Here is a 26,187-nt window from a genome sequence, read left to right as displayed (position 1 = left end):
CCCGTACGGGCGACTCAGCAACCTTCAAAGATATTTATTCGGTCAGCCGGCGCAATTGCTCGACCACGTAGTCTTGCTGTTCATCGCTGAGTAATGGAAACAGCGGCAAGCTGATGGCCTCGGCGTAGTAACGCTCGGCCTGCGGGAAATCACCTTCGGCGAAACCCAGGTCCCGATAGTACGGCTGCAAATGCACTGGAATATAGTGCAGATTCACCCCTACCCCGGCCGCTCGCAAACCTTCAATCACCTGTCGATGACTGAGGTTGATACGATCGAGTTGCAGACGCACCACGTACAGATGCCACGCCGACTCGGCCTCGGGCTGAGCACTTGGCAGCGTCAGCGGCAAATACGCCAGCAATTGGTCGTAGCGCGCCGCCAGCTCGCGGCGTCGTTCGATGAAGGCATCCAGCTTGTTCATCTGCGACAGCCCGAGGGCCGCTTGCAGGTCGGTGATGCGGTAGTTGAAGCCCAGTTCCACCTGTTGGTAGTACCAGGGGCCGTGGCTGGGTTCGGTCATCTGCTCGGGGTCGCGGGTCATGCCGTGACTGCGCAGGCGCTGCAGGCGCTCGGCCAGGTCCCGGCGATTGGTCAGGACCATGCCGCCTTCGGCGCTGGTGATGATCTTCACCGGGTGAAAGCTGAACACCGTCATCGCCGCAAACTCACCGCAACCCACCGGCCGTCCGGCATAGCTCGCCCCCACCGCGTGGGACGCATCCTCGATCACCGTGAAGCCATAGCGCTCGGCCAGCCCGGCAATCATGCGCAGGTCGCAGCTCTGCCCGGAGAACGCCACTGCTACCAGCACTTTAGGCAGCGTGCCGTTGTCCTCCGCCGCTTCCAGCTTCGCTTTCAGGGCGTAGGCATCGAGGTTCCAGGTCAGCGGGTCGATGTCGACAAAGTCCACCTCGGCACCGCAGTAGCGACCGCAATTGGCCGAAGCCAAAAAGGTATTCGGCGTGGTCCACAAGCGATCGCCTGGCCCGAGCCCAGCCGCCAGACAAGCAATGTGCAAAGCCGCCGTGGCATTGCACACCGCCACCGCATAATCCGCCTCACAGCGCTGTGCCATCGCCTGTTCAAAACGTTCGATGGTCGGCCCCTGGGTCAACCAGTCGGACTGCAACACCGCGACCACCGCGTCTATATCCGCCTGATCAAGGCTTTGCCGACCGTAAGGAATCATGCCGACAACTCGGCATGCAACTCGGCGATCTGGTCGACCGAGAGGAAATGCGCATTGGTGTCGGAGCGGTACTCGAAGTCCTCGTTCACGCGCCGGCCCCGCTCACCCAAGCCGTCCAGCGCAAAATCAATATCGACGTGCGTAAAGCGAATCGACGGCTCGATGGTGTAGTGGTCCTCAAACTCCAGGGTCATCCGTGCGTCATCGAGCGGTACCATCAATTCATGGAGTTTTTCACCCGGACGAATTCCGACGATCTTGTGCGGCAAATGCTCAGCCATGCCCCGTGCCAGATCGACGATGCGGATCGACGGGATCTTCGGCACGAAAACCTCTCCACCCTGCATGCGCGCGAAGCTGTCGAGTACGAACTGCACACCGTGATCGAGGGTGATCCAGAAGCGGGTCATGCGCTCGTCGGTAATCGGTAGCTCTTTTGCGCCCTCGGCAATCTGCTTGCTGAAGAACGGCACCACCGAGCCGCGTGAACCGGCCACATTGCCGTAACGCACCACCGCAAACCGGGTTTGCTGATCACCGGCGATATTGTTCGCCGCGACGAACAGTTTGTCCGAGAGCAGCTTGGTCGCACCGTACAGGTTGATCGGGCTGGCGGCTTTGTCGGTGGACAGCGCAACGACTTTCTTTACACCGTTATCAATGGCGGCGGCGATGATGTTTTCCGCGCCGTTGACGTTGGTGCGAATGCATTCGGTAGGGTTGTATTCCGCCGCGGGCACCTGTTTCAGGGCGGCGGCATGCACCACGAAATCGATCCCGCGCATCGCCTGACGCAAACGCTCGGCATCGCGCACATCGCCCAAAAAGTAGCGCATGCACGGTGCATTGAAGGTTTGCTGCATCTCGTACTGCTTGAGTTCGTCACGCGAGAACACCACCACCCGCTTGGGCTGGTACTGCTCAAGCAAACGCCGGATGAACATGCGCCCGAACGAACCGGTGCCGCCCGAGATGAAAATCGATTTGCCGTTGAACATGCCGCGAATCCCTCTACCGTTACGCCAGACTTAAACCAGCAACCGCGCCCAATCCACGCTGGTCGCATTGCCAAGGGTGAAACCCTTGCCGGTCAGGGCGAGGTTCTTGTTGTACGCCAGATCGTGCTGGAACGGCCCGGCCCATTTTTCACGCAAGGCCGCAAGTGCCTGCGGTGCATCGGGCAAGGTGCCAGGATGGATGACCTGCACCTGCGGCGTCCACACCACCAGATAGCCGGCCTGACCGGCCTTGAGGCACAGATCGACATCGCCGTAGGCGCTGGCAAACGCGTGTTCGTCCAGCCCGCCAATCTCGTCGAACAACACTTTGCGGATCATCAGGCACACCGCCGAGACGGCGGAGTAATTCTGCTCCAGTACCAGACGATTCAGGTAGCCCTTGGCATCTTTCGGCTCGCCGACGAAGGCCGAACCGACGCCGTCGTTCATGCCCAGAATCAGCCCGGCCTGAGTCACTTTGCCGTCGCGATCCAGCAGCTTGGCGCCGACCACGCCAACTTCCGGGCGCTGGGCCTGGTTGAGCAGGGAATCGAGCCAGTTCGGGTTGACCACTTCACTGTCTGCCGCCAGCAGCACCAGGTATTCACCCTGGGCCTGCTGACTGGCCTCGTTATACAACGCCGACAGGCTGAGACGCTCGTGCGCCCGCAGGACACGGACCTTGTCGCCCGGCTGCCCGAGGCCGTCCAGCCATTGCTGGATGTCCGGCGACTGGCTCGCGTTGTCGGCGATCAGCACTTCGTAACGGGTGTAGCGGGTTCGTTGCACAATGCCGGTCAGGCACCGTTGCAGCTGCTCCAGATTATCCTGGCTCGCCACGATGATCGACACCAGCGGACGCTCGGTGTGACGGTAATCGATTTGATAAGTACCAGGCTCGGCGGAGCTGATTTGCGCCTTGTAGCCACGGGTCGCGAGATGACGGATCAACGCCTGGCGTTCGTGGGCATTGTCTTCCAGCACCGGCGCCCGGGCGATCAGCAACGGTTCGTCCAGATGAGCCAGCCAGGCCAGACCGCCCTGCTCGATGATGCGCAGCAGCAAGTCGAACTCCAGCGCCTTGCTGAAGTCGGCCTGGTAACCGCCCGCGTCCAACAACACATCCTTGCGGATCAGCCAATGCCGCGCCATCAGCGCTGGCAGGCTTTGCAGCAGGTCGAGGTTGAAGCCTGGGCGGAACACATCGATCAGCGCGCCAGTGGTGTCACGCTGAATCTCGTCCGCTGCCACCGCTCGGCATTCGGGCGCGGCGTGCAGTTCCAGACCTGCACGCAACAAACCGCCAGCGGTGAACTCGTCCCCCGCCTCGACCAGCAGCAACCAGTCGCACGGCGATTGACGCGTGATCTGATTAAGCTTGTCGACATAGTTGGCCTGCGTCACGCAGACAAAGTGCAAGGTGTTGTGCACCGTCGTTGCCGCCAGCGGCTCGCCTGTGGTGAACACCACGATCTTGAAGGCGTGGTTGTGACCTTCCAGCAGACTGTCGAGGGTGATCTGTAGCTTGGCCGCGTCGTTGTCCAGATCCAGCACCAGAATGCCGAACTGTGGACCGCCGTTTTGGGCAGCCAGATAACGCGACGTCGCAGCGACTTCGTCAGCGTCCGGGGTGCGCGCCGCCAGCCACTTGAGCAGGCGACCGGAGCGCATGGCACCGAACACCTCGTCATTGCCTTGAGTCGACACTGCGTCCAGACGCTCGGCCCAGGCGAACATGTCCCGCGCGTCGTCCGCTTCGCCCAGAAGCTCCAACTGCTGCGCCAGACGCTTGACCACCTGACGGTTGAACGGGTTGCTGGCGTACGCGTACCCCAGGCGCTCGACGACGCTTTCAGGGGTGTCGTTATTGCGTGGCCGCATCATGTCAGCCTGCATCGTCCAGATACCTTCGAGCCCCTGAAGCTGAACGCGGCCGGCCGGCATGGCGTGCAGCAGAAATTCAAACTGGCTCAACAGGTCGAAGAACTGTTGATTGTAGAAAGGCATTTCGACGTATTGCAAAAGCCCGAATTGGCGGTCTGGCCCCTTCTGCACATTGTTCCAGCGTGACTCGAAAATCGGCTCGGCAGTCAACGCCCGACGGTTGCGCAGGCTGTCGGCCAGCGCCTCGAAACTGTCCAGTGCCAATTGCCTGGCCTGCTCCGCATCAAGACCGGTACGGGTACTCGGCAACGTCGCCAGCAATTGGGCGAACGCTTCACGATCCGCTACCGATTTGGCATCGGCGAGGGTCAGGGTGCTGTAGATCTCGGTGTTGTGCTCCGACTCAAGGTAATTGACCTCTCGCACCACATACGGGATCGGCAGAATTCGCGCCTTGGCCATTGCCAGCATGTAGTACGCATGGCCGATTTCCTGCCATTCGAAGATGGTGTTCTCCGGCATGAGCGCGTACCAGTCACGCAACAGCTCGGTGCGGTGAACAGCATAGAACGGCGGGATGTACTGATGCATGAAGTCGATGACCCGGTCCTGCGCGCGCTCGGATGAATAGTCCTCGCAGACCTTCTTGTCCCGACGGTAGTAGCTCACGCTGTTGGCCAGGGTCAGGTACATCAGGCAATAGCCATGGCACATGCCGTAATCCGGATTCGCTTCCAGGAACGACACCGAAGCGTCGAGGGCGTCATGCACGATGAAGTCATCGTCGGCGGCAAACACCATGTAGGGCGTGGTGACTTGCTGCACGCCGTAGTCGAGCTTGGCCCGAATGCCCCAATAACCGTACTGCGGCAGGTGCTGATAGTCGACCGAGGAGTACACGCCGTCGATGCCATCGGTGACCTGGGTCGAAGAGTCCAGCACCAGAATCCTGCAAGGCAAGGCGCTGTAGAACTTCACCGCCCGGCGCGCAAAGGCCGGGCGGTTGTGGGTGATGAGTACCACCGTCAACAACTCGTTCAATGGTAATCCGCTTTCAGAACCGTACTTGCCTTGCATAGTCTTTCCCCACAACCGGCGTATCGCCCGATGAACTCAACAATGATGTCGTTGCTTAACGAACCCGACGCAGATAGCCGTCCGGCGCCACGGTGATCAGCAGCTTGCTGTGAATCCGCGCATCGATTTCAAAGTCGCGGTTTTCTTCCAGGTAGGCCCAGACAGCAGTTTTCGGGTTATCGCCCTTGCCCCACGGACGATCCGGGAAAGCGTCTTGCGGCATGTCTTCGACCACGGTGTCCATCACCACGCAGTAGCTGCCGAGCGAAACCAGCGGCGCGTACAGGCGCAACTCTTCAAGGACGTGTTCATGGGTATGGTTGGAGTCCAGAACCACCAGCACTTTCTTGCCGGCAACCCGTGCACGCACTTCATCAACGATGGCCGGATCGATGCTCGAACCCTGGATCATGCTGATGCGTCGCGCCATCGGGTGGGCTTCAATGGCTTCGCGGTTGTGTTGACGAATGTCGATGTCCACACCCAGCACTTCGCCGTGGCCGATCAGTTCCAGCATCGAGGCGTAAAACACCAGGGAGCCGCCGTGGGCGATGCCCGTTTCGACGATCACATCCGGGCGCAGGTCCCAGATGATTTCCTGCATGGCAACCATGTCCTGAGGAAACTGAATGATCGGCCGGCCCATCCAGCTGAAGTTGTAGGTGTATTTGTGTTTGGCCGTGACACCGACCCAGTCCAGCGACTCGGACTGAAGTTTTTTGTCCTGCTGCAAGCCTTCGATGTTCTGGCTTACTTCTTCGCGAAACTGCTCATGAGGATTCATGCAAACGCTCCGATACGGGGTGTTGTTAGTTGAAAACCCGACCGTCCCGATAAGGGACAGCCTGAGTCTTGATAATTCGTGCGGGATTGCCGACGACGACTGCATAGTCGGGAACGTCCCGGGTGACCACGGCGCCGGCGCCGACCGTTGCCCAGCGGCCTATCCGCAAACGCGGAAGAATGGTGGCGTTGGTGCCGATGAAAGCGCCGTCAGCCACTTCGACGCAGCCGGCGATAGCAACGCCGGGCGCCATGAACACGCTATGCCCGATCCGGCCTTCGTGCCCGATCAGGCTGCCGTAGCTGATGCTGCTGTTATCGCCCAGGGACACTTCGGCCTGAATGATCACGCCTTCCTGGAGATAGTTGCCGGTGCCCATGCGCGTCATGCTCAGATCGATGCCGGGGTGCAGGAAGTTGCCCAGCGTTCCGCCGGCCTCGATGATCTGCCGTGTCGTCTCGTAACGGGTTTTGGTGTCGCGGGTGATCAGGTTCACGAAGTGCGTGTCGGGGCCTTTCAAGTCGGCCACACGCTCTACGCCGCCGATCACCGGCACGCCATGAAACAGCGTGCCGTGCTTGGCTGCATCGTTGTCGAGAAAGGCAAATTCCACAGCAGGGTTGGCCCGTTTGACGGAGCCGATCATGCGCACTGCTTCAGGGTTGGCCGCGCCCAACAGGTAGACCTTCACAGCACATTCCTTTGCTGGCAGACCGTGCGAATCACCTCGATCACCCGCTGTTGATCAGCGTCGGTCATGTCGTGGTAGCTCGGCAGATTGATCGCCCGTTCCGACAGCGAGAAAGCCGTCGGCGTGTGCACCGGCTTATCGGCAAACATCGGCAACGCCGACAACGGCCAGAAAAATACCCGGGCATCGATATCCGCCGCTTGAAAGGCTTCGCTCAACAGCTCTCGGGTAATACCGGTGCTTTCATGGAACACCACCGTGGGCATCCAGTAACCGTTCCTGGAATGCTCCGGTTGCGGGTTCATCGACAGCAACGGGATATCCAGCAGTCCCTGGGCATACCGATCGAAGATCGCGCGTTTGCGGGCGATCAGCTCATCGACACGTTCAATCTGGGCGCAACCGATGGCGGCCTGCAGATTGCTCATCTTGTATTTGAAGCCGATGAAATCCGGCCAGAACTGACGCGTGCTACCACTGACCCGACCGTGGTTGGAGAGTGTCAGCACTCGTTCATATAGCGCCTTGTCCGAGGTCACGAAAATCCCACCTTCCCCGGTGGTCATGGTCTTGGTGCCATGAAAGGAGAAAGCGCCGAAGGCCCCCAACGAACCTGCGGCTTTACCACGCCATTGCGAGCCGATGGCTTCGGCGGCGTCTTCGATGACCGCAATCCCGTGCTCGCGGCCGATCGCAAGCAACGTGTCCAGATCGCACAGGTTGCCGTACAAATGCACCGCCACGATGGCTTTGGTCCGTGGCGTAATGGCTTGCCGGACCTGCTCCGGGTCCAGACACCAGCTGTCCGGCAACACGTCGACAAAAACCGGCGTCGCGCCCAGGTAATCAATGGGGGCCGCCGAGGCGATCCAGTTGGTGTTGGCCAGAATCACTTCATCGCCCGGGCCGATCCCCAGTGCGGCCATACCCATGTGCAAGGCGCCGGTACAGCTGGAGGTCGCGATGGCATAGGGCACGCCCATGTGCTGCGCGAAGGACTTCTCGAAACGTGTGATGTATTCGTAGCAACGCTCGCCCCAGCCATGCTGCACAGCATCCAGCACATACTTGGCTTCCAGCTCGCCCACACTGGGCTTGGTGTAGTGAATTCGGCTCATCTGAAGCTCAACTCCGGAATGGCAACGACAAAACGCGCGCCCCAACTGCGGACAACCGCGTATTGCTGGGTGATCTCATCCAGCAGGTTCCATGGCAGCACCAGGACATAGTCCGGTTTCTCGATTTCAATCCGCTCGGGAGACACCACCGGAATGCGACTGCCCGGCAAGAACTTGCCTTGCTTGTGCGGGTTGGCATCCGCCACCCAGGCCAGCAGATCTGGCTTGACGCCGGCATAGTTGAGCAAGGTGTTGCCTTTGGCGGCGGCGCCATAACCGACTACGCGTTTACCTTCGGCCTTGGCCTGCAACAGGAAACGCAGCAGTCCGTGTTTGATCTGTTCCGCGGCCGGGGCCAGGGTCGCGTAGTAGGCAGGGGTTTTCACGCCGGCCGCCTGCTCGACCTGCAACTGTTGTTGCACCGCAGGCGTCACTTCACGGCGTAGACCATCGGCGCGCTGCACGAACACCCGTAGCGATCCGCCATGGGTCGGCAACTCGCTGACATCGAAAACTTCCAGGCCATTGCTCTCGCACAAACGCTGTACGGCGGTCAGCGACAGATAGGAATAATGCTCGTGGTAAAGGGTGTCGAACTGCTGCCCGGCCATCAGCGTCAGCAGTTGCGGGAACTCGAACGTCGCCACGCCCGTGGGCTTGAGCAGCGTCGCGAAACCGCTGAGGAAATCATTGATGTCCGGCACATGCGCCAGCACATTGTTGGCGGCCATCAGGTCCGCGCCCCAGCCTTCGCTCAGCAACTGCGAGGCGCTGTCGCGACCGAAGAACAGCTCGCGTATGTCCAGGCCTTTTTCCCGCGCGGCCTGTGCCGTGCTGCGGGTTGGCTCGACGCCGAGGCAACGGATACCGCGTTGTGCAACGTACTGCAGCAAGTAGCCATCGTTGGCGGCAATTTCCACGACACGACTGTCGGCGGTCAGCCCGAAACGCTCGACCATCTCGGCCACATACCGATCGGCATGGGCCAGCCAGGTGCTGGAAAAGGAACTGAAGTACGCATAGTCGGCATCGAACAGGCTGTCGGCGCTGGTGTAGTCCTCGGTCTGTACCAGCCAGCATTCCTGGCAGACCGCAACTTTCAACGGGACCCATTGCTCGGCCTGCTCCAACTGCTCGGCCCGCAGGTACGCATTGGACGGCGGCGAGGTGCCCAGATCGATCAACGGCAACGCCAACGGGGTGCCGCAACCTCGGCAGTTCATAGACGCACTCCAGGGAAATGGTCATCAAGCCAGGGATGGGCGGCATCCCGGGTCGACAGATTTTTGACAGGCTCAGGCCAGGCAATCGCCAGACGCGGATCGAGCACCGACAGGCCGCCCTCGTGATCCGGGGCGTAATCGGCGCTGTGCAAATAGAGCAGCTCGGCATCGTCGCTCAAGGTCTGAAAGCCATGGGCGAAACCGGCAGGAATCAACAGACTGCGACCATCACCGGCGCGCAGGTGCTCGGCGTGCCACTGCAAAAAGGTCGCAGAATCCGGTCGCAGATCGACCGCGACGTCCCAGACTTCACCGCGCAGGCAGGTGATCAGCTTGGCTTCCGGGGCCTGGGCATTCTGATAATGCAAACCGCGCACGCTACCGCGTTCACGGGTGCAGGACTGGTTGATCTGACGAATATGGAACGGCTCGCCAAAGGCGCTCAGGCTGCCCTCGCAGAACAGCCGGGCGAAGTGCCCGCGCTGATCTTCATGGCGTTTGTGCTGAACACTGAACAAGCCCTGGAGCGGCAATGCACTGATGCGAAATTCACTCACCGCAGCCCCCGATACAGGTTCAGCTGGTTCAGCGTGATGGCTCGCATGTCATCGCCATTTTCCCAGGCCAGGTGCCAATCCAGAGTGTGCGTCAGACAATCTTGCAGCGACCAGCGCGGCTGCCATGCCAGCAACTGACGGGCGCGACTGCTGTCCAGGCGCAACAGGCCGGCCTCATGCAACTCACTCGGTTCGACGCGCAAACCTCGCGCGTGCGGCCAACGCCTGGAGAGCAGTTCGACCACCTCACCGACGCTGCACATGTCGCCTTCACTCGGCCCGAAGTTCCACGCACCGGCGAATTGCGGGCCGTGCTCATACAGACCCGCCGCCAATTGCAGGTAACCGGCCAGCGGTTCCAGCGCGTGCTGCCAAGGGCGAACGGCTTGTGGGTAACGCAGGGTCACCGGCTCATTCGCCGACCACGCCTTGAGCACATCGGGAATCAACCGTTCCGGGGCGAAATCACCGCCACCGAGCACATTCCCGGCCCGCGCCGTGGCCAATGCCAGACCGTGCTCGGCATGCCGCTCGGCAGGGAAAAACGAGGCCGCGTAAGACTGTGCCAACAATTCGCAGCATGCCTTGCTGCTGCTGTAAGGATCATGGCCGCCAAGGGCTTCGTTCTCGCGATAGGGCCACAGCCATTCCTGATTGGCGTAGACCTTGTCGGTGGTCACCAGCACGCACGCACGTACCCCGCCGATCTGGCGAATGGCTTCCAGCAGATTGAGCGTGCCCATGACGTTGCTCGAGTAAGTCCCGAGCGGGTCACGGTAGCCTTCGCGCACCAATGGTTGCGCTGCCAGATGCAGGACGATTTCTGGCTGAACCTCGGCGATCAGCTCCAGCAACGCACCCAGGTCACGCAAGTCACCGCGCTGGTCATTAATGCCTTCAGCAACGCGCGCCAGTTCGAACAGACTCGGCTCGGTGGATGGGTCCAGGGCAAAGCCTGTGACCTCAGCCCCCAGGCTGTGTAGCCACAGCGTCAACCAACCGCCTTTGAAACCGGTATGCCCGGTGACGAGTACCCGCTTGCCGCGCCAGAATTGCGAACTCAGTCCCACTGTTTCCATGGGGCCTCCCCGCTCTGCCACAGGTGCTCCAGATGGTTCTTGTCACGCAGGGTGTCCATCGGGTGCCAGAAACCATCGTGCTGGAAGGCGTTCAGTTGCCCCTCGGCAGCCAGCGTCATCAACGGCTCGGATTCCCAGACCGTCTCGTCGGCTTTGATCAGCGACAGCACTTTGGGTGACAAGACAAAGAAGCCACCGTTGATCCAGCCACCATCGCCGCGAGGCTTCTCGGTAAAACCGCGCACCAGATCGCCGTCGCGTTCCAGCGCGCCGTAACGTCCGGGTGGCTGCACCGCCGTGACCGTGGCCAGCTTGCCGCTGCTCAAGTGGAAATCCACCAGCGCGCCAATATTCAGGTCCGAAACACCGTCGCCATAGGTAAAGCAGAACGCTTCCTGATCTTCCAGATAGCGACTGGCACGACGCAAACGGCCACCGGTCATGGTCTCTTCGCCGGTGTCGATCAAGGTGACACGCCAAGGCTCGCTGTAGTTCTGGTGAACGTCCATGCGGTTGTTCGACATGTCGAACGTGACGTCAGAGGTATGCAGGAAATAGTTGGCGAAAAAGTCCTTGATCGCGTAGCCCTTGTAGCCCAGGCAAATCACGAAGTCGTGAATTCCGTGTGCGGAATACTGCTTCATGATGTGCCAGAGAATTGGCTTGCCGCCGATCTCGATCATCGGCTTGGGCTTGAGGTGCGACTCTTCGCTGATCCGCGTGCCCAGGCCTCCCGCCAGAATAACTGCCTTCATCTTGTCCCCTCTTGTTCGTCACAGGGCCAGCCCAAGCCCTGCAAGGCTTTGCGACCGTCTGGATAAATCGTATGAGGCTGCACCCATCACCTTCCGGCTGCACCGCACATGCTCGATTTATGGCGATTTTCAGGGGGACTTGCAGGAAACGCGCCAGCTGGCGCTGACACGGGAACCGAAGCCTGCGTCAGCTACGGATATCAACCGCCCGCAATGAAGTGGCTCGCCTTCACCACTCAACAGGCCGAGCGTTAGCTCGCCTGCAGCTCTTGATCTTGATCCACCCGCCCCTTCGGGAGGCCGAGTGGAGGCGTTCATCAGGGGGGTGGGCGCGCAGCGCCGTACGGCGAAGCCGGACACATCGAGAGGAGGTCGTCGCGAAGCAGACCGTAGGCGATGCCCCCTGATGAATGCCGGAGCGAGGGGACGCCGAGCCTAGGCGAGGTGCCGTACGCTTGGGGCGAAGCCTTTTGGTTCCTTTTTGGCGTTTGAAAAAGGGACTCGCCGTAAGGGCGAAACCGTAAGCGGCCGTTACCGCAGAAATGGATATGTACACCTGCAAGAGGTTGGTCGGCTGTCAGGCCGCCATCGCGAGCAGGCTCGCTCCCACAGTTGGACTGTGTACATCTGCGAGAGCTTGGTCGGCTGCCAGGCCGCCAAGGTCAAAAGATCGCAGCCTGCGGCAGCTCCTACGAAGGTAAGCGGGCGTCAGTCGGCCAACCAGCCATTTTCCCAGTACCGCACGTTATCTCCGCGCAGCATGTAGTCGCGCAGCACCGCCTCGCGCAGTTCATCGCCCATGCGGTAGCTGGCGTCCGGGTCGGCCAGGTGCATGCGGATGGCTTGCAACCACTCATCGGTGCTGTTGCTGACAACCCGAGTGCATGGCAGATAACCCCGATACGCCTCGGTATCGGTACAGACCACCGGGTAGCCGCAGGCGCCGTATTCCAGCAGACGCAGATTGCTCTTGCAGTCGTTGAAGATATGAAACTCCAGCGGTGCCAGTGCCAGGTCCAGGTTCAGGCTGGCCAGTTTCGCCGGGTAGACACTGAGGTCGATCACGCCATGGAACTCATGCATGTAAGGGCGCAACTCTTCGGGACACATACCGAAGAACACCCAATCTACCTCGTTGGCCAGTTCGCGAACGACATCGGCAATGATTGCAAGGTCGCCCGAGTGACTGGTACCGCCACCCCAGCCAACCCGTGGCTTTTTCGAGGTGCGACGCTGACTGCGCAGACCATCCCAAAGATGAGTCGCGAGCATGTTCGGTACGACCCGAATGTCGTGATGCATCGACGACAACGCATCGGCCAGTGGTTGAGTTGAAACCACCACCCGATCGCACAGGCCGATGCCGCGACGGACCAGACGCTCCATCTCGACGTTGTCCGGCATATTGCGAATGTGCAAGTTCTTCTTCGGCGCCTTGATGACATAGTCATCCAGTTCGTAAATCAGCCGGGCCTTGGTATAGGGCTTGAAGGCGGCGATCTCGTTGATCGGCCCTTCACTGTAGCGCCCTTGCAAAATGATCACGTCCGGCGACTCACGCTCGATCTCGATCACCGACGGCAGGTCGTAGTAGATCCGCCCGGTCGCCCGACCGGCCTTCTCCAGCTCGACCAGCGGCTGGATCGCCCGATAGTGACCGACCGCCGAGGAATTGACCGGCAACGCCATAACCTTCGGTAACTGGCGAACGGAAAACGGGCTCCAGCCGGTGCGCAAGCCTGGCTCCAGACTGTAACTGGAGCCCCCCAGCGTATTCAGCATCAGGTTCGGGTTGTACGCCGGGTCGCGAGCAACGACGGGCAGCCAGCGCCGGTAGAAGGTTTCCTGCTCTTGCGTGCGCAGCGCCTGCTCGGCTTTGTCCGGTGCCGCCGTGGGCTGTGTCCCCAGGGCCAGTTGGGCGTACGGCGTCCACACCACCAGATAGCCGTTTTGACGGACCCGCAAACACAGGTCCACCTCGTTGAGGGTCAAGGCAAAATCCTCCGCCTGAAGCCCACCGACACTCTCGAATATCGCCTTGCGCACCATCAGGCAATCAGCTCCGACCGCGCTCAAGTCCTGAACCACCTGTAACCGGTGCATGTAGCCGGCGGCGTTCAGCGAGTCACCGAAAAATGGTGAACCGGCCGGCCCATGCAGCCCGAGAATCAGACCGGCATGCAGCACGCAACCGTCAGGATTGAACAGCTTGGCCCCGACCACACCGACTTCTGGACGCTGCGCATGATTGAGCAGCTCATCCAGCCAGTCCGCACGGGTGACCACCACATACGGGTCAAGCATCAGCAGGTATTCACCACGAGCCTGTTGCGCCGCGAAGTTGCGCGTCACCGCGACATTCCCCTGCTGCGCAAACGTCAGCACCCGCAACCGGTCTGAGCCCAGCTGCGCCATGGCGCTCAGCCACTCAAGCGTCTGCGCAGACTCACTGCCGTTGTCGACCAGCAGCAACTCGTACTCGCTGTAGGCAGTTTTCTCCAACAGGCTTTCGACACAGCGCTGCAGCACCGCCAACTGGTCCTTGCAGACAATGACGATCGACACCAGCGGCCGATCCGCGTGCAGGTAATCGACACGATTGAGCAAGGTAAAACTGCCCTGGCGAATCTCGTGGGCAACGTCCAATCGCTGAAGGTGCGCCTCCAACACTTGCGGGTTGAGCTCAATGACTTCGGGCAGCGCCAGCCACTGTGCCAGGCCGAATGTCGACTCCAGCATCACCTCGGCAATATGTTCGACGACCTTGATGCCGTCATCCTCGACCATGCGCCACAGCACATCGTGAGGTGCCAGCTCGCCGTAGCTTGAATTGAAACCACCCAGCGCCAGGAAACGCTCACGCTGGAACGCCAGGGATCGCCCGACGTAGGGATAACTGCGCATCAGGTCCAGGTTGAAATCCGGCTTGAAGACCGGGTCTGCCGACTCACCGTCGCGCAATCCGCCTTCGTCGCCATACACACACAATGCACTCGGTGATGCACTGATGCGCTCGGCCAGCAGCAACAGCGCCGGCTCCACCAGACGATCGCCGGCACGCAGCACGTAGAACCAGTCGACGCCGTCGAGTTGCGCCAGCAAGGCGTTGAGCTGCTCATACAGGTCATCCTGCAACGGCAGGTTGAACACCCGCTCATCGAGCTGAGCTTCGGTACAGGCGCTGGACAACACCAGGGTCAGCTCCGGCGCATAAAGCTGACCGGCAAGGCTTTTAAGGGTGAGATCCAGATTGGCTCGGCTGGCCTGCTCATCGATGATGATCGGGACGATTTTCGGTTGCCGCGCCCAACCGGCCACGGTTTCCGGCAACAGACGCCGCTGAGTCTCACTGAGTGTGCGGCACGCCAGCCATTGCGTGTACAGCTGGGGAAAACTCTCGCTGGCGATGCCAATCCGATATTCCTGGTTGGCCTGGCGGGTGCCCAGGGTTCGACTCAGCGGCAACTCGTCCCAGACGCGCGGTGCCTCGCTGGCGCGGCTCAACGGCAGGTAACGGACCCAACCCGCCGCAGGCGCGCCCTCGCCACCACGAACCTTGAGCATTTGCACCAGCCAGTGTTTTTCCAGCGCCGCCGCATCTATCATCGGCTGCTGACGAATCAAACGCTCCGGATGCAAGCGCTCGACACTCAACACGTAGTTGAGCTGCGCCATGTTGCCCCGGCGCATCAGGCAGATGTACAAGGCCAGATCGAGCGACGCGACAAAGCAATGGCCGGGCTGAGTCAGGGCGGGCATCAGCTCCTGCATATCCTTGCGGCGGAACAGCGCGCTGCTGAAACCACCGAGGAAGTTGACCGGGAAGCTCTCGAAAATCGCCAGCAGGTCATCGCCCTTGAATATCCCGCAAACCGGCGACAGCGTGCTGTTTTCCAGGCGTGACGGCAACGGGTGATCGTCAGCATCCCAGAACACCCGCTGGGCCAGCACCAGATTGATGTCCGCCTGCTCGGCCAGGACCTGCGCCTGACGCTCGATACACGCAGGAGATAGCTGATCGTCATCGCAGAGGAACTTGATGTACTCGCCCTTTGCCTCACCCAGACACGCCAGCAGATTGCCGACAAACCCCAATGTCTGAGGGTTTCGTACATACCGCACGCGCTCCGCTGCGTCGCCCGTCAGCGACTCGACAACCTGCTGGATCTCATCGCCGCGACTGTCGTCGCACACAATGATTTCGAGGTTGGCGTATTGCTGGATCAGGGCACTGCGCAGGGACTGGGCGAAGAAGCGTGGATTGAAGGCGGGAATGACGAGGCTGACTAACGGGACTGGATTCACGGCGGGGCTCTCAAGCGGCGGACGCTCACCCGGTCGGGTGAGCCCCTGAAACCGCTGAAAAAAGGCGATTGGTATTCGGCGGTTTACGGCCGGACGCTTTCGCGCCAGGCCCCCTTAGATCTTGTTGAACAGACCCAGCTGACTGATTTTGCTGAACGCCAGTTGCGCGGCCTGCAACATGGTTTGCTGCAACGTCAGACGGGTCATGACCGCCGCCGGATCAGAGTCGCGGATAGCCGACTGACTGGCCGTGTTGGCGAGGCTCAGACTCTGGTTGGTTGCCGTCTGATCATCCAGGGCCTGACCACGCACGCCCACAGCAGTGATGGCTGAACCCAGCTGCGCCTGCGCAGTGTCCAGGTTACCAATGCCCGAGGCGACAGCTGCCTGCATTTTTTGCAAGGCCACTGCGTTGTTATCCGCCGGGGTAGTCAACGCCGTACGCAACTGGCTCAGGGTGTCCAGAACGTTCTGGGTCTGGTGATCATTGGGCTGGACAATAAACTGATCGCCCGCGGCCGGAGTACCGCCGAGCGTGAAAGTGACCCCTGCCGCTGTCGCCGTAGAGCCCGCCATGACACCCGAGGAAACCGGTTTGCTGTTAGCCGTGATCGGCGATGCATACAGATCGTAAGCGGTGGCGCTGGTGAACTTGAGGATCGCCCCGCCCGTCGGGAAGGTGCTGTTATAGGCGGTCGAGTTGGTCTGGGTGGCACCGGAGATCACCGCCACGGACGGGTTGCCCGGACTGCGCGAAGTGTTGATAGTGTCCGGCTTGACCGCCAACTGGAAGCTATGGCCGGCAATCACTGCGTCCGGAACGGTATCGCCAGGCTTCAGATTGATGTTCAGCGTCATGTCCACGCCGCGGAAACTGACCGTCTGGTTAGACGCGTCTTTATTGCTGATCACACCGTTCTGGCTGGCCTCGGCAGTGACATCGGTACCCAGCGCATCGGTGATCTGCAGCTGCGTGCTGCTGACAAAACTCACGGTATAAGGTTGACCTGCCGCGAACTTGGAATCGAACGTTGCGCTATTGCTGATCTGGCCGCTGGACAGCGTCACCCGACCGTCATCCACCGCGGGTGCGGTCATGGTGGTCAGAGAGCGACTGGTGTTGACGGTCTTCTGGAAAGCATCCCAGCCGGTAATGTTGCTGGCAACCGACATGGAATCGCCGATGGCCAGATTCAGATCGGATTGGTCACCGTTGTAGCTGTAGGTGCCATCGGAGTTTGCCGTGTACGGAGGCGTGCTGGTTTTGGAGCCGCCGAACAGGTAGTTGCCATTGGCGTCCTGACTGTTCATGAGACCGAACACCTGGTCCTGGATCTGCCCCAACTCCTGGGCCGCGGCCTGACGATCGGCATCGGTCTGCGTGCCGTTGCTGGCACCCAACGTCAACTCCTTGGCTCGCTGCAAGGCGGTACCAATGGCGCTCAAGGCGGTTTCGGCCTGGCTGTACGAGCCCTTGAGGTTGCTGATGTTGCCGGCGTACTGATCCAGCATCGAACTCTGTTGCCCGAGCTGAATCAAACGCGCAGCACCAATCGGATCATCGGCTGCAGTGTTGACCTTGGTCAGACTGCTCGCTTCGGCGCTGGTCTGCAGTGCGTTGCTGTAGTTACGCTGATAGTTGGCAGCGGTCGTTTCGTAATACTGGGCGGTAGAAATGCGCATGAATTACGACTCCTTAAAGACTGTTGATCAGCGTGCTGAAGGTTTCCTGCGCAGCCTTGATGATCTGCGATGAGGCTGTGTAGTACTGCTGGTATTTCACCAGGTTGCCGGACTCTTCATCGAGATTGACACCCGACAGGGCATCGCGGGCACTCTTGGCGCCGGTCAGAATCACCGAGGCGGCGTCACCGTCAGACTTGGCCTGAGCAGCCTGGGCACCGACATTGGAAATCAGTTTGCCGTAAGCATCCGAGATGCTGACGCCCTTGCTCGCCGAGCCGGTTTCCACCGTCTGTTTGGTCTGCAAGCCGACCAGCGCGGTACCGTTACGGTTGTCCGAAGAGTTGGCACCGGTCAACGAGATACTGAAGCTTTCACCCGAAGCAGGCGAGCCGCTGACGGTGGTTTGAACCGAGAACGTCTTCTGTACCCCCGCGCCGTCCAGGATCGGGGCACCCGTGCCATCGACCATGTTCACTTGCAGGTTCAGGGTATTGCTTTGACCGGGAACGATGGTGCCCGTCCCCATGCTGACGCCCTTGGCATCGTAAAGCTTATAACCCTGAGTCCCGGCAGCCGCGGGATCGAACACCACTTTGACCGGTGTCGAATACTGGAGCCCGGTTTGCAGGTCGGCATTGGCCGCCGGGTTGTAGATATCCAGGGTGCTGGTCAACGTTGGCTGGCTGTAGGTGCCTTTGTTGTTGGCACTGGCGACACCGCTCAGAGGCGCGGCCGCGGCGAGCGTTTTCGGATCGGTGATCACGGTCTGGATATCACTGGCACCGCTGCGGGTCGGCGTCACCTTGAAGGTGTCGCCGGCGCTCATGGCCCCGCCGCCATTGAGTGCCATGCTGAAGCCGTCGATTACCGGAGCCGGTGTCGTGGTGGTGCTGAAGGCACCCATGTTGGTGCCATCGGAGCGCGTGACGCTGTAGTTCGTGGCGCTGGTGAAGGTCACCTGATAATCGTTGGTGGTCAGCTTGCCCGTGTCGTTGATGGTGACATTGAGGTTACCGGAACCGGCGCTGTTACCTGCCTGGGCAATGCTGCGCTGAGAGATCAGCGTGGCACTGTTGATGTTGCTGAAGATCGCCGAGCCGAAGTTGCCGTTCTTGTCGATGCCCTGGGCCTGCTGCTGGTTCATCTGATCGGCAACAACCAGCGCCACCCGTCCCAACTCATTGATTGCCGGGTTGAGCACTTCGCTGCGATAGCTCAGCAAACCACCCATCTGCCCCGTCGTCACCACCGACGTAATATCGATGACGCTCGAACCGCGGTTCATCTGGAGCATCGACTGACTCGGATCAGTCTTGCTCGGTACGGTTTGCAGGGTGTTGGTGGTGCTGCCCATCACCAGCGGCTGACCGCTGCCGATGTAGACATCGTAGTTGGTGCCACGCTCGACAACCTGAGTACCGACCAGATCGGACAGCTGACGAACCGCCTCGTTGCGCTTGTCGAGCAGGTCGCTCGGCCCACTGCTGTTGCTGGTGTTGCTACCCGATGTTTGAGAAATCTGCTGGTTGTACTGGGCGATCGAGCTCGCCAGCTTATTCACCTGGGACGCCATGTCCGACAGGTTGGAGTTGATGCCGGTGTTCTGGTCGTTCAACTGCTTGGAAATCGAGTTGAAGCGATCGCTCAGGGCCTTGGCATTGGTCATCACCGATTGGCGGGACGCATCATCGGAAGGCGTGGTCGCGACACTTTGCAGGGAAGTGAAGAACTTCTGCAGCGCACCACTGAGGCCGGTGTCCTTGTCGGACAGCAGCGTGTCGACCGGCGTGACCTGCCCCAGGTAGGACGATGCCTGGCCGTTAAGCGAAGTGCTGGTCTGCAACTGGGTGTCGAGGTACGCGCTGTACACCCGACGCACGTCCGCCAGGGTCGTGCCCGTGCCAATGAATACGTTGTTGCCGTACTGAATCGAGGACTTGCTGGTCTGCACGGTTTGCTGGCGCGAGTAGCCGGCCGTATCAACGTTGGCAATGTTGTTGCCGGTCACCGCCAAAGACGATGAGGCCGCATTCAACCCCGACATCCCGATATTGAGCAAACTCATGGTTCAGACCTTATACCTTATGCCTATAAAGGCGTCGTGGAAGAGCCCGCCGCAGCGTAGTTCTGGTAACTCTTCATCTGTTTGGCAATCTGCGAAATCTTGCTGGCGTAGTTCGGGTCGGTTGCATACCCGGCCTTTTGCAACTCGCGTACAAACTGTTCTGGGTTATCGGCCGACTTCACAACATCTTGATAGCGATTATTGCTTTGCAACAAAGTCACCAGGTCGTGGAAGCTGTCCTGATAAGAGTCGTAGGAACGGAACTCGGCCGTCTCCTTGACCATCGCGCCATTTCTGAATTCGCTGGTGATCGCCCGCGCCGAATCGCCCTGCCAGCTACTGCCGGCCTTGATGCCGAACAGGTTATGACTGTTGCTGCCATCCTGGGCGCGCATGACCGATTTGCCGTAGCCGGTTTCCAGCGCGGCCTGGGCAACCAGATAGCGCGGATCGACACCAATGCGGTCGGCGGCCGCTTTGGCCATCGGCATCATGGTGTTGACGAATTCGTCGGCAGAGCTGAAGGTTTTCTTCGCCGGCGCCAGTGGTATTTGAGCCATGGCACGACCATAAATCTGCATCTGCCCGCTCGATGCCGAATCCGTTTGCGAGGCCAGCCAATCGCCATTGAACAGGGGACCTGAACCGGTCTTGGTACCCTGAGGCGATGGGATGTTGTTGAGCGCCGTCGCTGTGGTCGCAGCGGTGGTCGATGCCGACGGCACCAGACCGGCGAGCAAGCGATCCGCGAGCTTCGGCGGCAGCGCCAGACGCCGCTGGTTGAGCAGCGCCACGTCATTACGGTGATCGGCCGTTGATAGCGGCGCCTTGACCGATCGCGAAGCCCACAACGGACGCTCGCCATTAACCCGCGACAACGGCCCACTGGTGCCCACGGTGCCGGCAGCCACCGGAGTCGTCACCGCCGCTTTCGCCGCTTCCTGCTTGGCGGCAGACATCGCCGCGGCCTCGCCCGGAGCCAGCGGCTTGTTCTTCGACATCTGGCGCATCAGCACGTCGGCCAGACCGATACCATGACCCTGACGAGACATTGAAACCGCCAGCTGCTGGTCGTACATTTCCTGGTACTGCTTGGCCGCAGGTGTGTTGAGCGGATTGTCCTTGCCCAGCGTTTCGGTGGCTGAGCGCATGGACTTGAGCATCTCACTGAGGAACAGCGATTCGAACTCCTGCGCCACCTTGCGCATGTTCGCATCGCTGTTCTTGTCACCGACCTTGAGCTGGTTAAGCCGGTTCAGGTCCGAGTAAGAACCCGAATCGCCGCTGCTGACCAACCCGCTCTTGTGAAGATCCATGTTCGCCATATCAAATCACGATCAGGTCGGCTTGCAGGGCGCCAGCCTGTTTCAAGGCTTCGAGAATCGCCATCAAGTCACCCGGCGCCGCGCCAACCTGATTCACCGCCCGGACAATCTCGTCCAGCGTGGTGCCAGGACCGAACTTGAACATTGGCTTGGCTTCTTGCTGGGCATTGACCCGGGAGCGCGGCACGACTGCCGTCTGACCGTTGGACAAAGGCCCTGGCTGACTGACGATCGGGTCTTCGGTGATGGTCACGGTCAGGCTGCCGTGAGTCACGGCGGCCGGTGAAACCTTGACGTTCTGACCGATCACGATGGTGCCGGTCCGCGAGTTGATAATGACCTTGGCCACCGCCTGACCCGGATCGACTTCGAGGTTTTCCAGAATCGACAGGTAGTCGACGCGCTGACTCGGATCGAGCGGCGCCGTGACGCGGATCGAACCGCCATCAATCGCCTGCGCAACACCAGGGCCGAGCATGTTGTTGATCTTGTCGACGACGCGCTTGGCGGTGGTGAAGTCGGAGCGGTTGAGGTTCAGGGTCAGGCTGTTGCCCTGGTTGAAACCGCTTGGCACCGAACGCTCGACCGAAGCACCACCCGGAATGCGACCAGCCGACGGAACGTTGACGGTGATCTTCGAACCGTCGCGACCCTCGGCATCAAAACCACCGACCACCAGGTTGCCCTGGGCGATCGCATAGACGTTACCGTCGATACCCTTGAGCGGCGTCAGCAACAAGGTGCCGCCGCGCAGGCTCTTGGAGTTACCGATCGAGGACACGGTGATGTCGACCTGCTGACCCGGCTTGGCGAACGCCGGCAAATCGGCACTGACCGACACTGCCGCGACGTTCTTCAACTGCACGTTGCCCGAACCCGCCGGCACCTTGATGCCGAACTGCGAGAGCATGTTGTTGAAGGTCTGCAGGGTGAACGGGGTTTGCGTGGTCTGGTCACCCGTGCCGTTAAGCCCGACGACCAGGCCGTAGCCGATCAATTGGTTGGAACGCACGCCCGAAATACTGGCGATGTCCTTCAACCGCTCGGCCTGAACGCCGAGGGAGGTGGACAGCAACAACATGGCCGCCATCAGGTGCTTGAAATTAAACATGAGTCGTTTCATCACCTAGAAAGGGAACAGCGGACTTAAGAAGAAACGGTCGAACCAGCCTGGCTGACTCGCGTCGGCAAACGAACCGGTGCCCGAATAGGTGATGCGCGCATCAGCGATACGCGTCGACGACACCGTGTTATCGGTAGCGATATCGTCCGCCCGGACCAGACCGGCAATACGCACCAGTTCATCACCGGTATTGAGGGTCATCCACTTCTCGCCACGCACGGCAATGATGCCGTTGGGCAGCACGTCGGCCACGGTGACGGTGATCGAACCGACCAGGCTGTTGCCCTGCCCTGCCTTGCTGTCGCCCTTGGTCGCGCGGTCACCATTGTAATTGGCACCCAGACTCAGAGGACTGTTGGCGGCCGGGGTGCCACCGAACAGCGAGGTCAGACCGATTCCGGCCTTGCTGGTTTTGTCCACCTGGGAGTTGGCGTTTTTACTGGCCTGGGTCTTCTCGTTCAGGGTGATGGTGATGATGTCACCGACCCGGAAAGCCTTGCGGTCGCCGTACAGGTTCTGCTCGAAACCGGCCTGATAGATCGACCCGTTGTTCGCCGCTGCCGGCAGTGGTGTACGAGGCAACACGGGCGCGTAATACGGGTCATTGGGCTTCGGCGTCGGGCCGACGCAGCCCGCGAGCAACGCGATCCCACTCAGTGCGAGAACAGATACAAAGCGATTCATGACCCTACCTCACGGTGTTGCAGGCGGCTTCATGCCGCCTCATAGACTTGATTACAGATTCTGCGTTACGAACGAGAGCATCTGGTCGGCGGTGGAAATCACCTTGGAGTTCATCTCGTAGGCACGCTGAGTGGTGATCATGTTGACCATCTCTTCAACGGTGCTGACGTTGGAGGTTTCCAGGGTGTTCTGCAGCGTGGTACCAAAACCGTTCAGGCCCGGGGTGCCGATTTGCGGCGCACCGCTGGCGGCAGTTTCCTGGAACAGGTTGTTACCCATGGCCTGCAGGCCGGCCGGGTTGATGAAGTCGGCGGTTTGCAGGTTGCCGATCACCTGCGCGGCGGCGGCGCCTGGAACAGTGATCGACACTGTGCCGTCACGACCGACCGTGAAGGTCTGTGCGTTGTTCGGAATCACGATGGCCGGCTCAAGAGCAAAGCCACTGGCATTGACGATCTGGCCATTGGAGTCCAGGTGGAACGTACCGTCACGGGTGTAGGCGGTCGTGCCATCGGGCTGCAGGATCTGGAAGAAACCGCGACCATCGACCGCCATGTCCAGCGGTTGGTCGGTGGTTTGCAGGCTACCGGCGGTGAAGTTTTTCTGAGTGCCGACAATGCGCACACCGGTACCCAATTGCAGACCCGACGGCAGTGCGCTGTCCTGGGTCGACTGGGCGCCTGGCTGACGCTTGATCTGGTACAACAAGTCCTGGAACTCGGCACGGTCACGTTTGAAACCCGTGGTCGATACGTTCGCCAGGTTGTTGGAAATAGTCGTCAGGTTGGTGTCCTGGGCGGACAGACCTGTTTTGGCAACCCATAGAGCCGGAAGCATTCGATTCTCCTCGTGCGCCTGTTTTACGGCGCGACGTTCTGATAATTAGCTGATCTGCAAGACCCGAGCCATGGCCTGGTCGTCGTCTTTGGCGGTGTTCATCATCTTGATGTGCAGCTCGAATTGCTTGGACAAGGCCAACACCGAGGTCATCTCTTCAACGGCGTTGACGTTGCTCGCCTCAAGGAAACCCGACACCAGTTGCACATTGGCATCGGCCGGTGCCGGCTTGCCGTCTGCGGTCTGGATCGTGCCGTCCAGGCTCTTGGTCATGTTCTTGATGTCCGGATTGACCAGCTTGATACGGTCGACCTCGGCCATGACACGTGGGCCTTCGCCCATCGCCCGAATGCTGATCGTGCCGTCCTGACCCACTTCGATTTTCTGCTCGGGCGGCACGGCGATCGGACCGCCATTGCCCATCACCGGCATACCGTTGCCGGCGCGCAGCACACCCAGAGCGTCGACATTCAGACTGCCGGTGCGCACATAGCTTTCGCCACCGTTCGGGTTCTGTACGGCAATCCAGCCGTTGCCCTGGACCGCTACATCGAGGTCGCGACCGGTTTGAATCATCGCGCCAGGAGAGAAGTCGGTGGCCGGGCGTTCAGTCATGGCAAACGCGCGCGCCGGAAAGCTGTCACCAAACACCGGCATCGATCGCGCCTGCTCCAGGTCCTTCTGAAAACCGTTGGTGGAGATGTTCGCCAGGTTGTTGGCATGAGCCTTTTGCGCCAGTGCGTTCTGGCTGGCGCCGGTCATTGCCACATAAAGGTACTTGTCCACAGTCTTTCCTCTGCATGTCGGACGTTTGCCGCCCACCGCTGTACTGCTGAGCCTCAAGCAATTTGCAGACCAACTTCCACACAGGGGTTCGAAGCCCTCTAAACAAAGGACTTGAGAGGAATCAGAGGAGAATGGGCGATTGTGTCAAAGACGAAAAACCGGCGCGGTTATGCCGTTTGGTGGCAACCTTTGATCTTGGGCAGCGGCCACTACCGCCATCGCGAGCAGGCTCGCTCCCACATTGAGTCTTCAGTGGCCACATAATTTGTGAGCACTCCATAACCCTGTGGGAGCGAGCCTGCTCGCGATGAGGCCAGCACAAACACAGCGGGTACCCGCTATGACTCGGTCTTGCCAACCTCGTATTCACGCAGTTTGTTGGCGATGGTGGTGTGAGACACGCCAAGGCGCTTGCCCAGCAGGCGACTGCTCGGGTGCTCGGAATACAGCCGCTCCAGCACGGCCTTTTCGAAACGCCCGACAATCTCGTCCAGCCCGCCTTCCAGCGAGAAATCCCCCAGAGGCTGGCGCACGCCGTAATCCGGCAGGCGAATATGTTCAGCCTTGACCGTGCCGCCCTCACACAACGAAACCGCCTGAAACAGCACGTTTTCCAACTGCCGGACATTGCCCGGCCAGTGATAATGGCTGAGCCGGTCCATCGCCGCCGGTGCCAGTTTCGGCAACGGACAACCAATCTGCCGACTGGCCTGATCGAGGAAGTGCTCCACCAGCGGCGTCAGACCGTCGAGGCATTCACGCAGCGGCGGGATGTGCAGCGAAAGCACGTTCAAGCGATGGTAAAGATCCTGACGGAATTCGCCGCTCGCACACAGCTCGGACAAATCGACCTGGGTGGCGCAGATCACCCGCACATCCAGATAAACCTCTTCATCGCTGCCGACCCGGCGGAAACATCCGTCCTGCAAAAACCGCAGCAGCTTCACCTGCAAGCGCGGGCTCATTTCCCCGACACCATCGAGAAACAACGTACCGCCCGCCGTCAGCTCCAACAGCCCGAGCTTGCCTTCGGCCCGCGCCCCTTCGAACGCACCCGGGCCGTAGCCGAACAACTCGGTCTCGGCCATCGACTCCGGCAACCCGGCGCAATTGAGCGCCATCAACGGCGACTGGCCACGCGGACTGGCCAGATGGCAGGCGCGCGCCAACAGCTCTTTACCGGTGCCAGTCTCGCCTTCAATCAGCAGCGGCGCATCCAATGGCGCCATGCGCCGCGCTTCACGAACCACCGCCGCCATGACTTTGGAGCTCTGGAAAATACTGTCGAAGCCACGCAACTCCTGCTTGCGCACGTTATAGATGCGCTCACCGACCCGATCCGCCCGGTGCAGCGTCAACACCGCACCCGCCATGGCCTCGCTGTCGTCATGCTCCGATTGCAACGGCGCGATATCGGCGAGAAATACGTCGCCCTTGACCTTGACCCGCAAGCCGTTGATCCGCGACTTATTGGCACGCACCAGCTCCGGCAGATCGAAGTCTTCGGCATAGCGCGACAAGGGAATGCCCGGCACCTCGTCCACCCGCACTCCGAGCAACTGCGCGGCCGCGCGGTTGGCCGCAACGATCGAACCGCCCATGTCGATCGACAGCACCGGAAACTCCAGCGCACCGAGCAAGGCATTCAACTCCATGTGCCGACGCTCGCTGGGCATCAGCCCTACACGCTTGACGCCGAATACACCGGCTATCGCCTCGAACTTCGGACGCAACGCCTGGAACTGAATGTTGATCAGGTTCGGGCAATGCAGGTAGATCGCGTTGCCATGCTCGCCGCCGACCTCACCGCGAGCGACGTTGATCCCGTACTCCACCAGCAGGTTGAGGATGTCGCGCAGGATGCCGATGCGGTTCTGGCAATGGACTTTGATACGCATATAAAGGCCCGAACGGTAGTGGATAGAGCGCGTGGCGAGGTTTTTTCTGCCAAGACGCAAAGTTAGTCGTCAAGATTATGTGACAGCTCGAGGCCTTTTCAAACCCGGAAATATCAATAC

19 protein-coding genes are annotated in these 26,187 nt (G+C 60.4%); all 19 read right to left on the bottom strand.

Annotation, left to right across the window (positions count from 1 at the left end; all coding sequences use genetic code 11):
• Positions 1-34: 34 nt before the first annotated feature.
• A complete protein-coding gene (gene pseC, locus AC1RKH_RS07665; protein ID WP_493063701.1) occupies positions 35-1,192 on the bottom strand; it encodes a UDP-4-amino-4,6-dideoxy-N-acetyl-beta-L-altrosamine transaminase in 1,158 nt (385 codons plus the stop codon).
• The gene (gene pseB, locus AC1RKH_RS07660; protein WP_493063702.1) at positions 1,189-2,190 is read right to left on the bottom strand and encodes a UDP-N-acetylglucosamine 4,6-dehydratase (inverting); all 1,002 of its coding nucleotides are present in this window, start codon (positions 2,188-2,190) and stop codon (positions 1,189-1,191) included. Before pseB ends, pseC begins: the two co-directional genes overlap by 4 nt.
• Before the next feature lie 30 nt (positions 2,191-2,220).
• Complete coding sequence (locus AC1RKH_RS07655; RefSeq protein ID WP_493063703.1) at positions 2,221-5,151, bottom strand: TIGR00180 family glycosyltransferase; 2,931 nt, start codon at positions 5,149-5,151, stop codon at positions 2,221-2,223.
• Positions 5,152-5,206: 55 nt separating this feature from the next.
• Entirely contained in the window at positions 5,207-5,935 is a 729-nt protein-coding gene (locus AC1RKH_RS07650; protein WP_071551303.1) for a cephalosporin hydroxylase family protein, read from the bottom strand.
• Positions 5,936-5,960: 25 nt separating this feature from the next.
• Positions 5,961-6,626, bottom strand: a complete 666-nt coding sequence (locus tag AC1RKH_RS07645) for an acetyltransferase (protein ID WP_123423348.1) — start codon at positions 6,624-6,626, stop codon at positions 5,961-5,963.
• Entirely contained in the window at positions 6,623-7,744 is a 1,122-nt protein-coding gene (locus tag AC1RKH_RS07640) for a DegT/DnrJ/EryC1/StrS family aminotransferase (RefSeq protein WP_493063704.1), read from the bottom strand. Before AC1RKH_RS07640 ends, AC1RKH_RS07645 begins: the two co-directional genes overlap by 4 nt.
• Complete coding sequence (locus AC1RKH_RS07635; RefSeq protein WP_493063705.1) at positions 7,741-8,967, bottom strand: methyltransferase domain-containing protein; 1,227 nt, start codon at positions 8,965-8,967, stop codon at positions 7,741-7,743. Before AC1RKH_RS07635 ends, AC1RKH_RS07640 begins: the two co-directional genes overlap by 4 nt.
• A complete protein-coding gene (locus AC1RKH_RS07630) occupies positions 8,964-9,524 on the bottom strand; it encodes a dTDP-4-dehydrorhamnose 3,5-epimerase family protein (RefSeq protein WP_493063706.1) in 561 nt (186 codons plus the stop codon). The genes AC1RKH_RS07635 and AC1RKH_RS07630 overlap by 4 nt, the downstream gene beginning before the upstream one ends.
• The gene (gene rfbG / locus AC1RKH_RS07625) at positions 9,521-10,603 is read right to left on the bottom strand and encodes a CDP-glucose 4,6-dehydratase (protein WP_493063707.1); all 1,083 of its coding nucleotides are present in this window, start codon (positions 10,601-10,603) and stop codon (positions 9,521-9,523) included. Before rfbG ends, AC1RKH_RS07630 begins: the two co-directional genes overlap by 4 nt.
• Positions 10,585-11,358 (bottom strand): glucose-1-phosphate cytidylyltransferase, encoded by a 774-nt coding sequence (gene rfbF / locus AC1RKH_RS07620; RefSeq protein ID WP_103315589.1) that lies wholly within the window; start codon positions 11,356-11,358, stop codon positions 10,585-10,587. Before rfbF ends, rfbG begins: the two co-directional genes overlap by 19 nt.
• 708 nt (positions 11,359-12,066) lie before the next feature.
• On the bottom strand, positions 12,067-15,663 hold the full coding sequence (locus AC1RKH_RS07615; RefSeq protein WP_493063708.1) for a glycosyltransferase: 3,597 nt from the start codon (positions 15,661-15,663) through the stop codon (positions 12,067-12,069).
• A 114-nt stretch (positions 15,664-15,777) separates the two neighbouring features.
• On the bottom strand, positions 15,778-17,346 hold the full coding sequence (locus tag AC1RKH_RS07610) for a flagellar hook-associated protein 3 (protein WP_493063709.1): 1,569 nt from the start codon (positions 17,344-17,346) through the stop codon (positions 15,778-15,780).
• A gap of 13 nt (positions 17,347-17,359) precedes the next feature.
• Complete coding sequence (gene flgK, locus AC1RKH_RS07605; RefSeq protein WP_493063710.1) at positions 17,360-19,414, bottom strand: flagellar hook-associated protein FlgK; 2,055 nt, start codon at positions 19,412-19,414, stop codon at positions 17,360-17,362.
• 23 nt (positions 19,415-19,437) lie between these two features.
• On the bottom strand, positions 19,438-20,730 hold the full coding sequence (flgJ, locus tag AC1RKH_RS07600) for a flagellar assembly peptidoglycan hydrolase FlgJ (RefSeq protein ID WP_493063711.1): 1,293 nt from the start codon (positions 20,728-20,730) through the stop codon (positions 19,438-19,440).
• 10 nt (positions 20,731-20,740) lie between these two features.
• Positions 20,741-21,850: a flagellar basal body P-ring protein FlgI gene (locus AC1RKH_RS07595; protein ID WP_019692404.1), complete on the bottom strand. Its 1,110-nt coding sequence runs from the start codon at positions 21,848-21,850 to the stop codon at positions 20,741-20,743.
• Positions 21,851-21,865: 15 nt separating this feature from the next.
• The gene (flgH, locus tag AC1RKH_RS07590) at positions 21,866-22,546 is read right to left on the bottom strand and encodes a flagellar basal body L-ring protein FlgH (protein ID WP_493063712.1); all 681 of its coding nucleotides are present in this window, start codon (positions 22,544-22,546) and stop codon (positions 21,866-21,868) included.
• A 51-nt stretch (positions 22,547-22,597) separates the two neighbouring features.
• Complete coding sequence (flgG, locus tag AC1RKH_RS07585; RefSeq protein ID WP_054596270.1) at positions 22,598-23,383, bottom strand: flagellar basal-body rod protein FlgG; 786 nt, start codon at positions 23,381-23,383, stop codon at positions 22,598-22,600.
• Positions 23,384-23,428: 45 nt separating this feature from the next.
• Positions 23,429-24,169, bottom strand: a complete 741-nt coding sequence (locus AC1RKH_RS07580; RefSeq protein WP_493063713.1) for a flagellar basal body rod protein FlgF — start codon at positions 24,167-24,169, stop codon at positions 23,429-23,431.
• Positions 24,170-24,507: 338 nt separating this feature from the next.
• The gene (locus AC1RKH_RS07575) at positions 24,508-26,067 is read right to left on the bottom strand and encodes a sigma-54-dependent transcriptional regulator (protein WP_401115569.1); all 1,560 of its coding nucleotides are present in this window, start codon (positions 26,065-26,067) and stop codon (positions 24,508-24,510) included.
• Between the last annotated feature and the right edge of the window lie 120 nt (positions 26,068-26,187).

It is taken from the genome of Pseudomonas sp. GW822-FHT06B12 (assembly GCF_058799675.1).
This window is presented reverse-complemented; position numbering and strand designations above follow the sequence as displayed.

Excerpts from the sequence above, each read along its gene's own strand:
- pseB (WP_493063702.1), bottom strand. The coding sequence starts at position 2,190 with ATGTTCAACGGCAAATCGATTTTCATCTCGGGCGGCACCGGTTCGTTC.
- AC1RKH_RS07650 (WP_071551303.1), bottom strand. The coding sequence starts at position 5,935 with ATGAATCCTCATGAGCAGTTTCGCGAAGAAGTAAGCCAGAACATCGAA.
- AC1RKH_RS07610 (WP_493063709.1), bottom strand. The coding sequence starts at position 17,346 with ATGCGCATTTCTACCGCCCAGTATTACGAAACGACCGCTGCCAACTAT.
- AC1RKH_RS07595 (WP_019692404.1), bottom strand. The coding sequence starts at position 21,850 with ATGTTTAATTTCAAGCACCTGATGGCGGCCATGTTGTTGCTGTCCACC.
- AC1RKH_RS07635 (WP_493063705.1), bottom strand. The coding sequence starts at position 8,967 with ATGAACTGCCGAGGTTGCGGCACCCCGTTGGCGTTGCCGTTGATCGAT.
- rfbG (WP_493063707.1), bottom strand. The coding sequence starts at position 10,603 with ATGGAAACAGTGGGACTGAGTTCGCAATTCTGGCGCGGCAAGCGGGTA.
- pseC (WP_493063701.1), bottom strand. The coding sequence starts at position 1,192 with ATGATTCCTTACGGTCGGCAAAGCCTTGATCAGGCGGATATAGACGCG.
- AC1RKH_RS07640 (WP_493063704.1), bottom strand. The coding sequence starts at position 7,744 with ATGAGCCGAATTCACTACACCAAGCCCAGTGTGGGCGAGCTGGAAGCC.
- AC1RKH_RS07655 (WP_493063703.1), bottom strand. The coding sequence starts at position 5,151 with ATGCAAGGCAAGTACGGTTCTGAAAGCGGATTACCATTGAACGAGTTG.
- flgH (WP_493063712.1), bottom strand. The coding sequence starts at position 22,546 with ATGAATCGCTTTGTATCTGTTCTCGCACTGAGTGGGATCGCGTTGCTC.
- AC1RKH_RS07575 (WP_401115569.1), bottom strand. The coding sequence starts at position 26,067 with ATGCGTATCAAAGTCCATTGCCAGAACCGCATCGGCATCCTGCGCGAC.
- rfbF (WP_103315589.1), bottom strand. The coding sequence starts at position 11,358 with ATGAAGGCAGTTATTCTGGCGGGAGGCCTGGGCACGCGGATCAGCGAA.
- flgJ (WP_493063711.1), bottom strand. The coding sequence starts at position 20,730 with ATGGATCTTCACAAGAGCGGGTTGGTCAGCAGCGGCGATTCGGGTTCT.
- flgG (WP_054596270.1), bottom strand. The coding sequence starts at position 23,383 with ATGCTTCCGGCTCTATGGGTTGCCAAAACAGGTCTGTCCGCCCAGGAC.
- flgK (WP_493063710.1), bottom strand. The coding sequence starts at position 19,414 with ATGAGTTTGCTCAATATCGGGATGTCGGGGTTGAATGCGGCCTCATCG.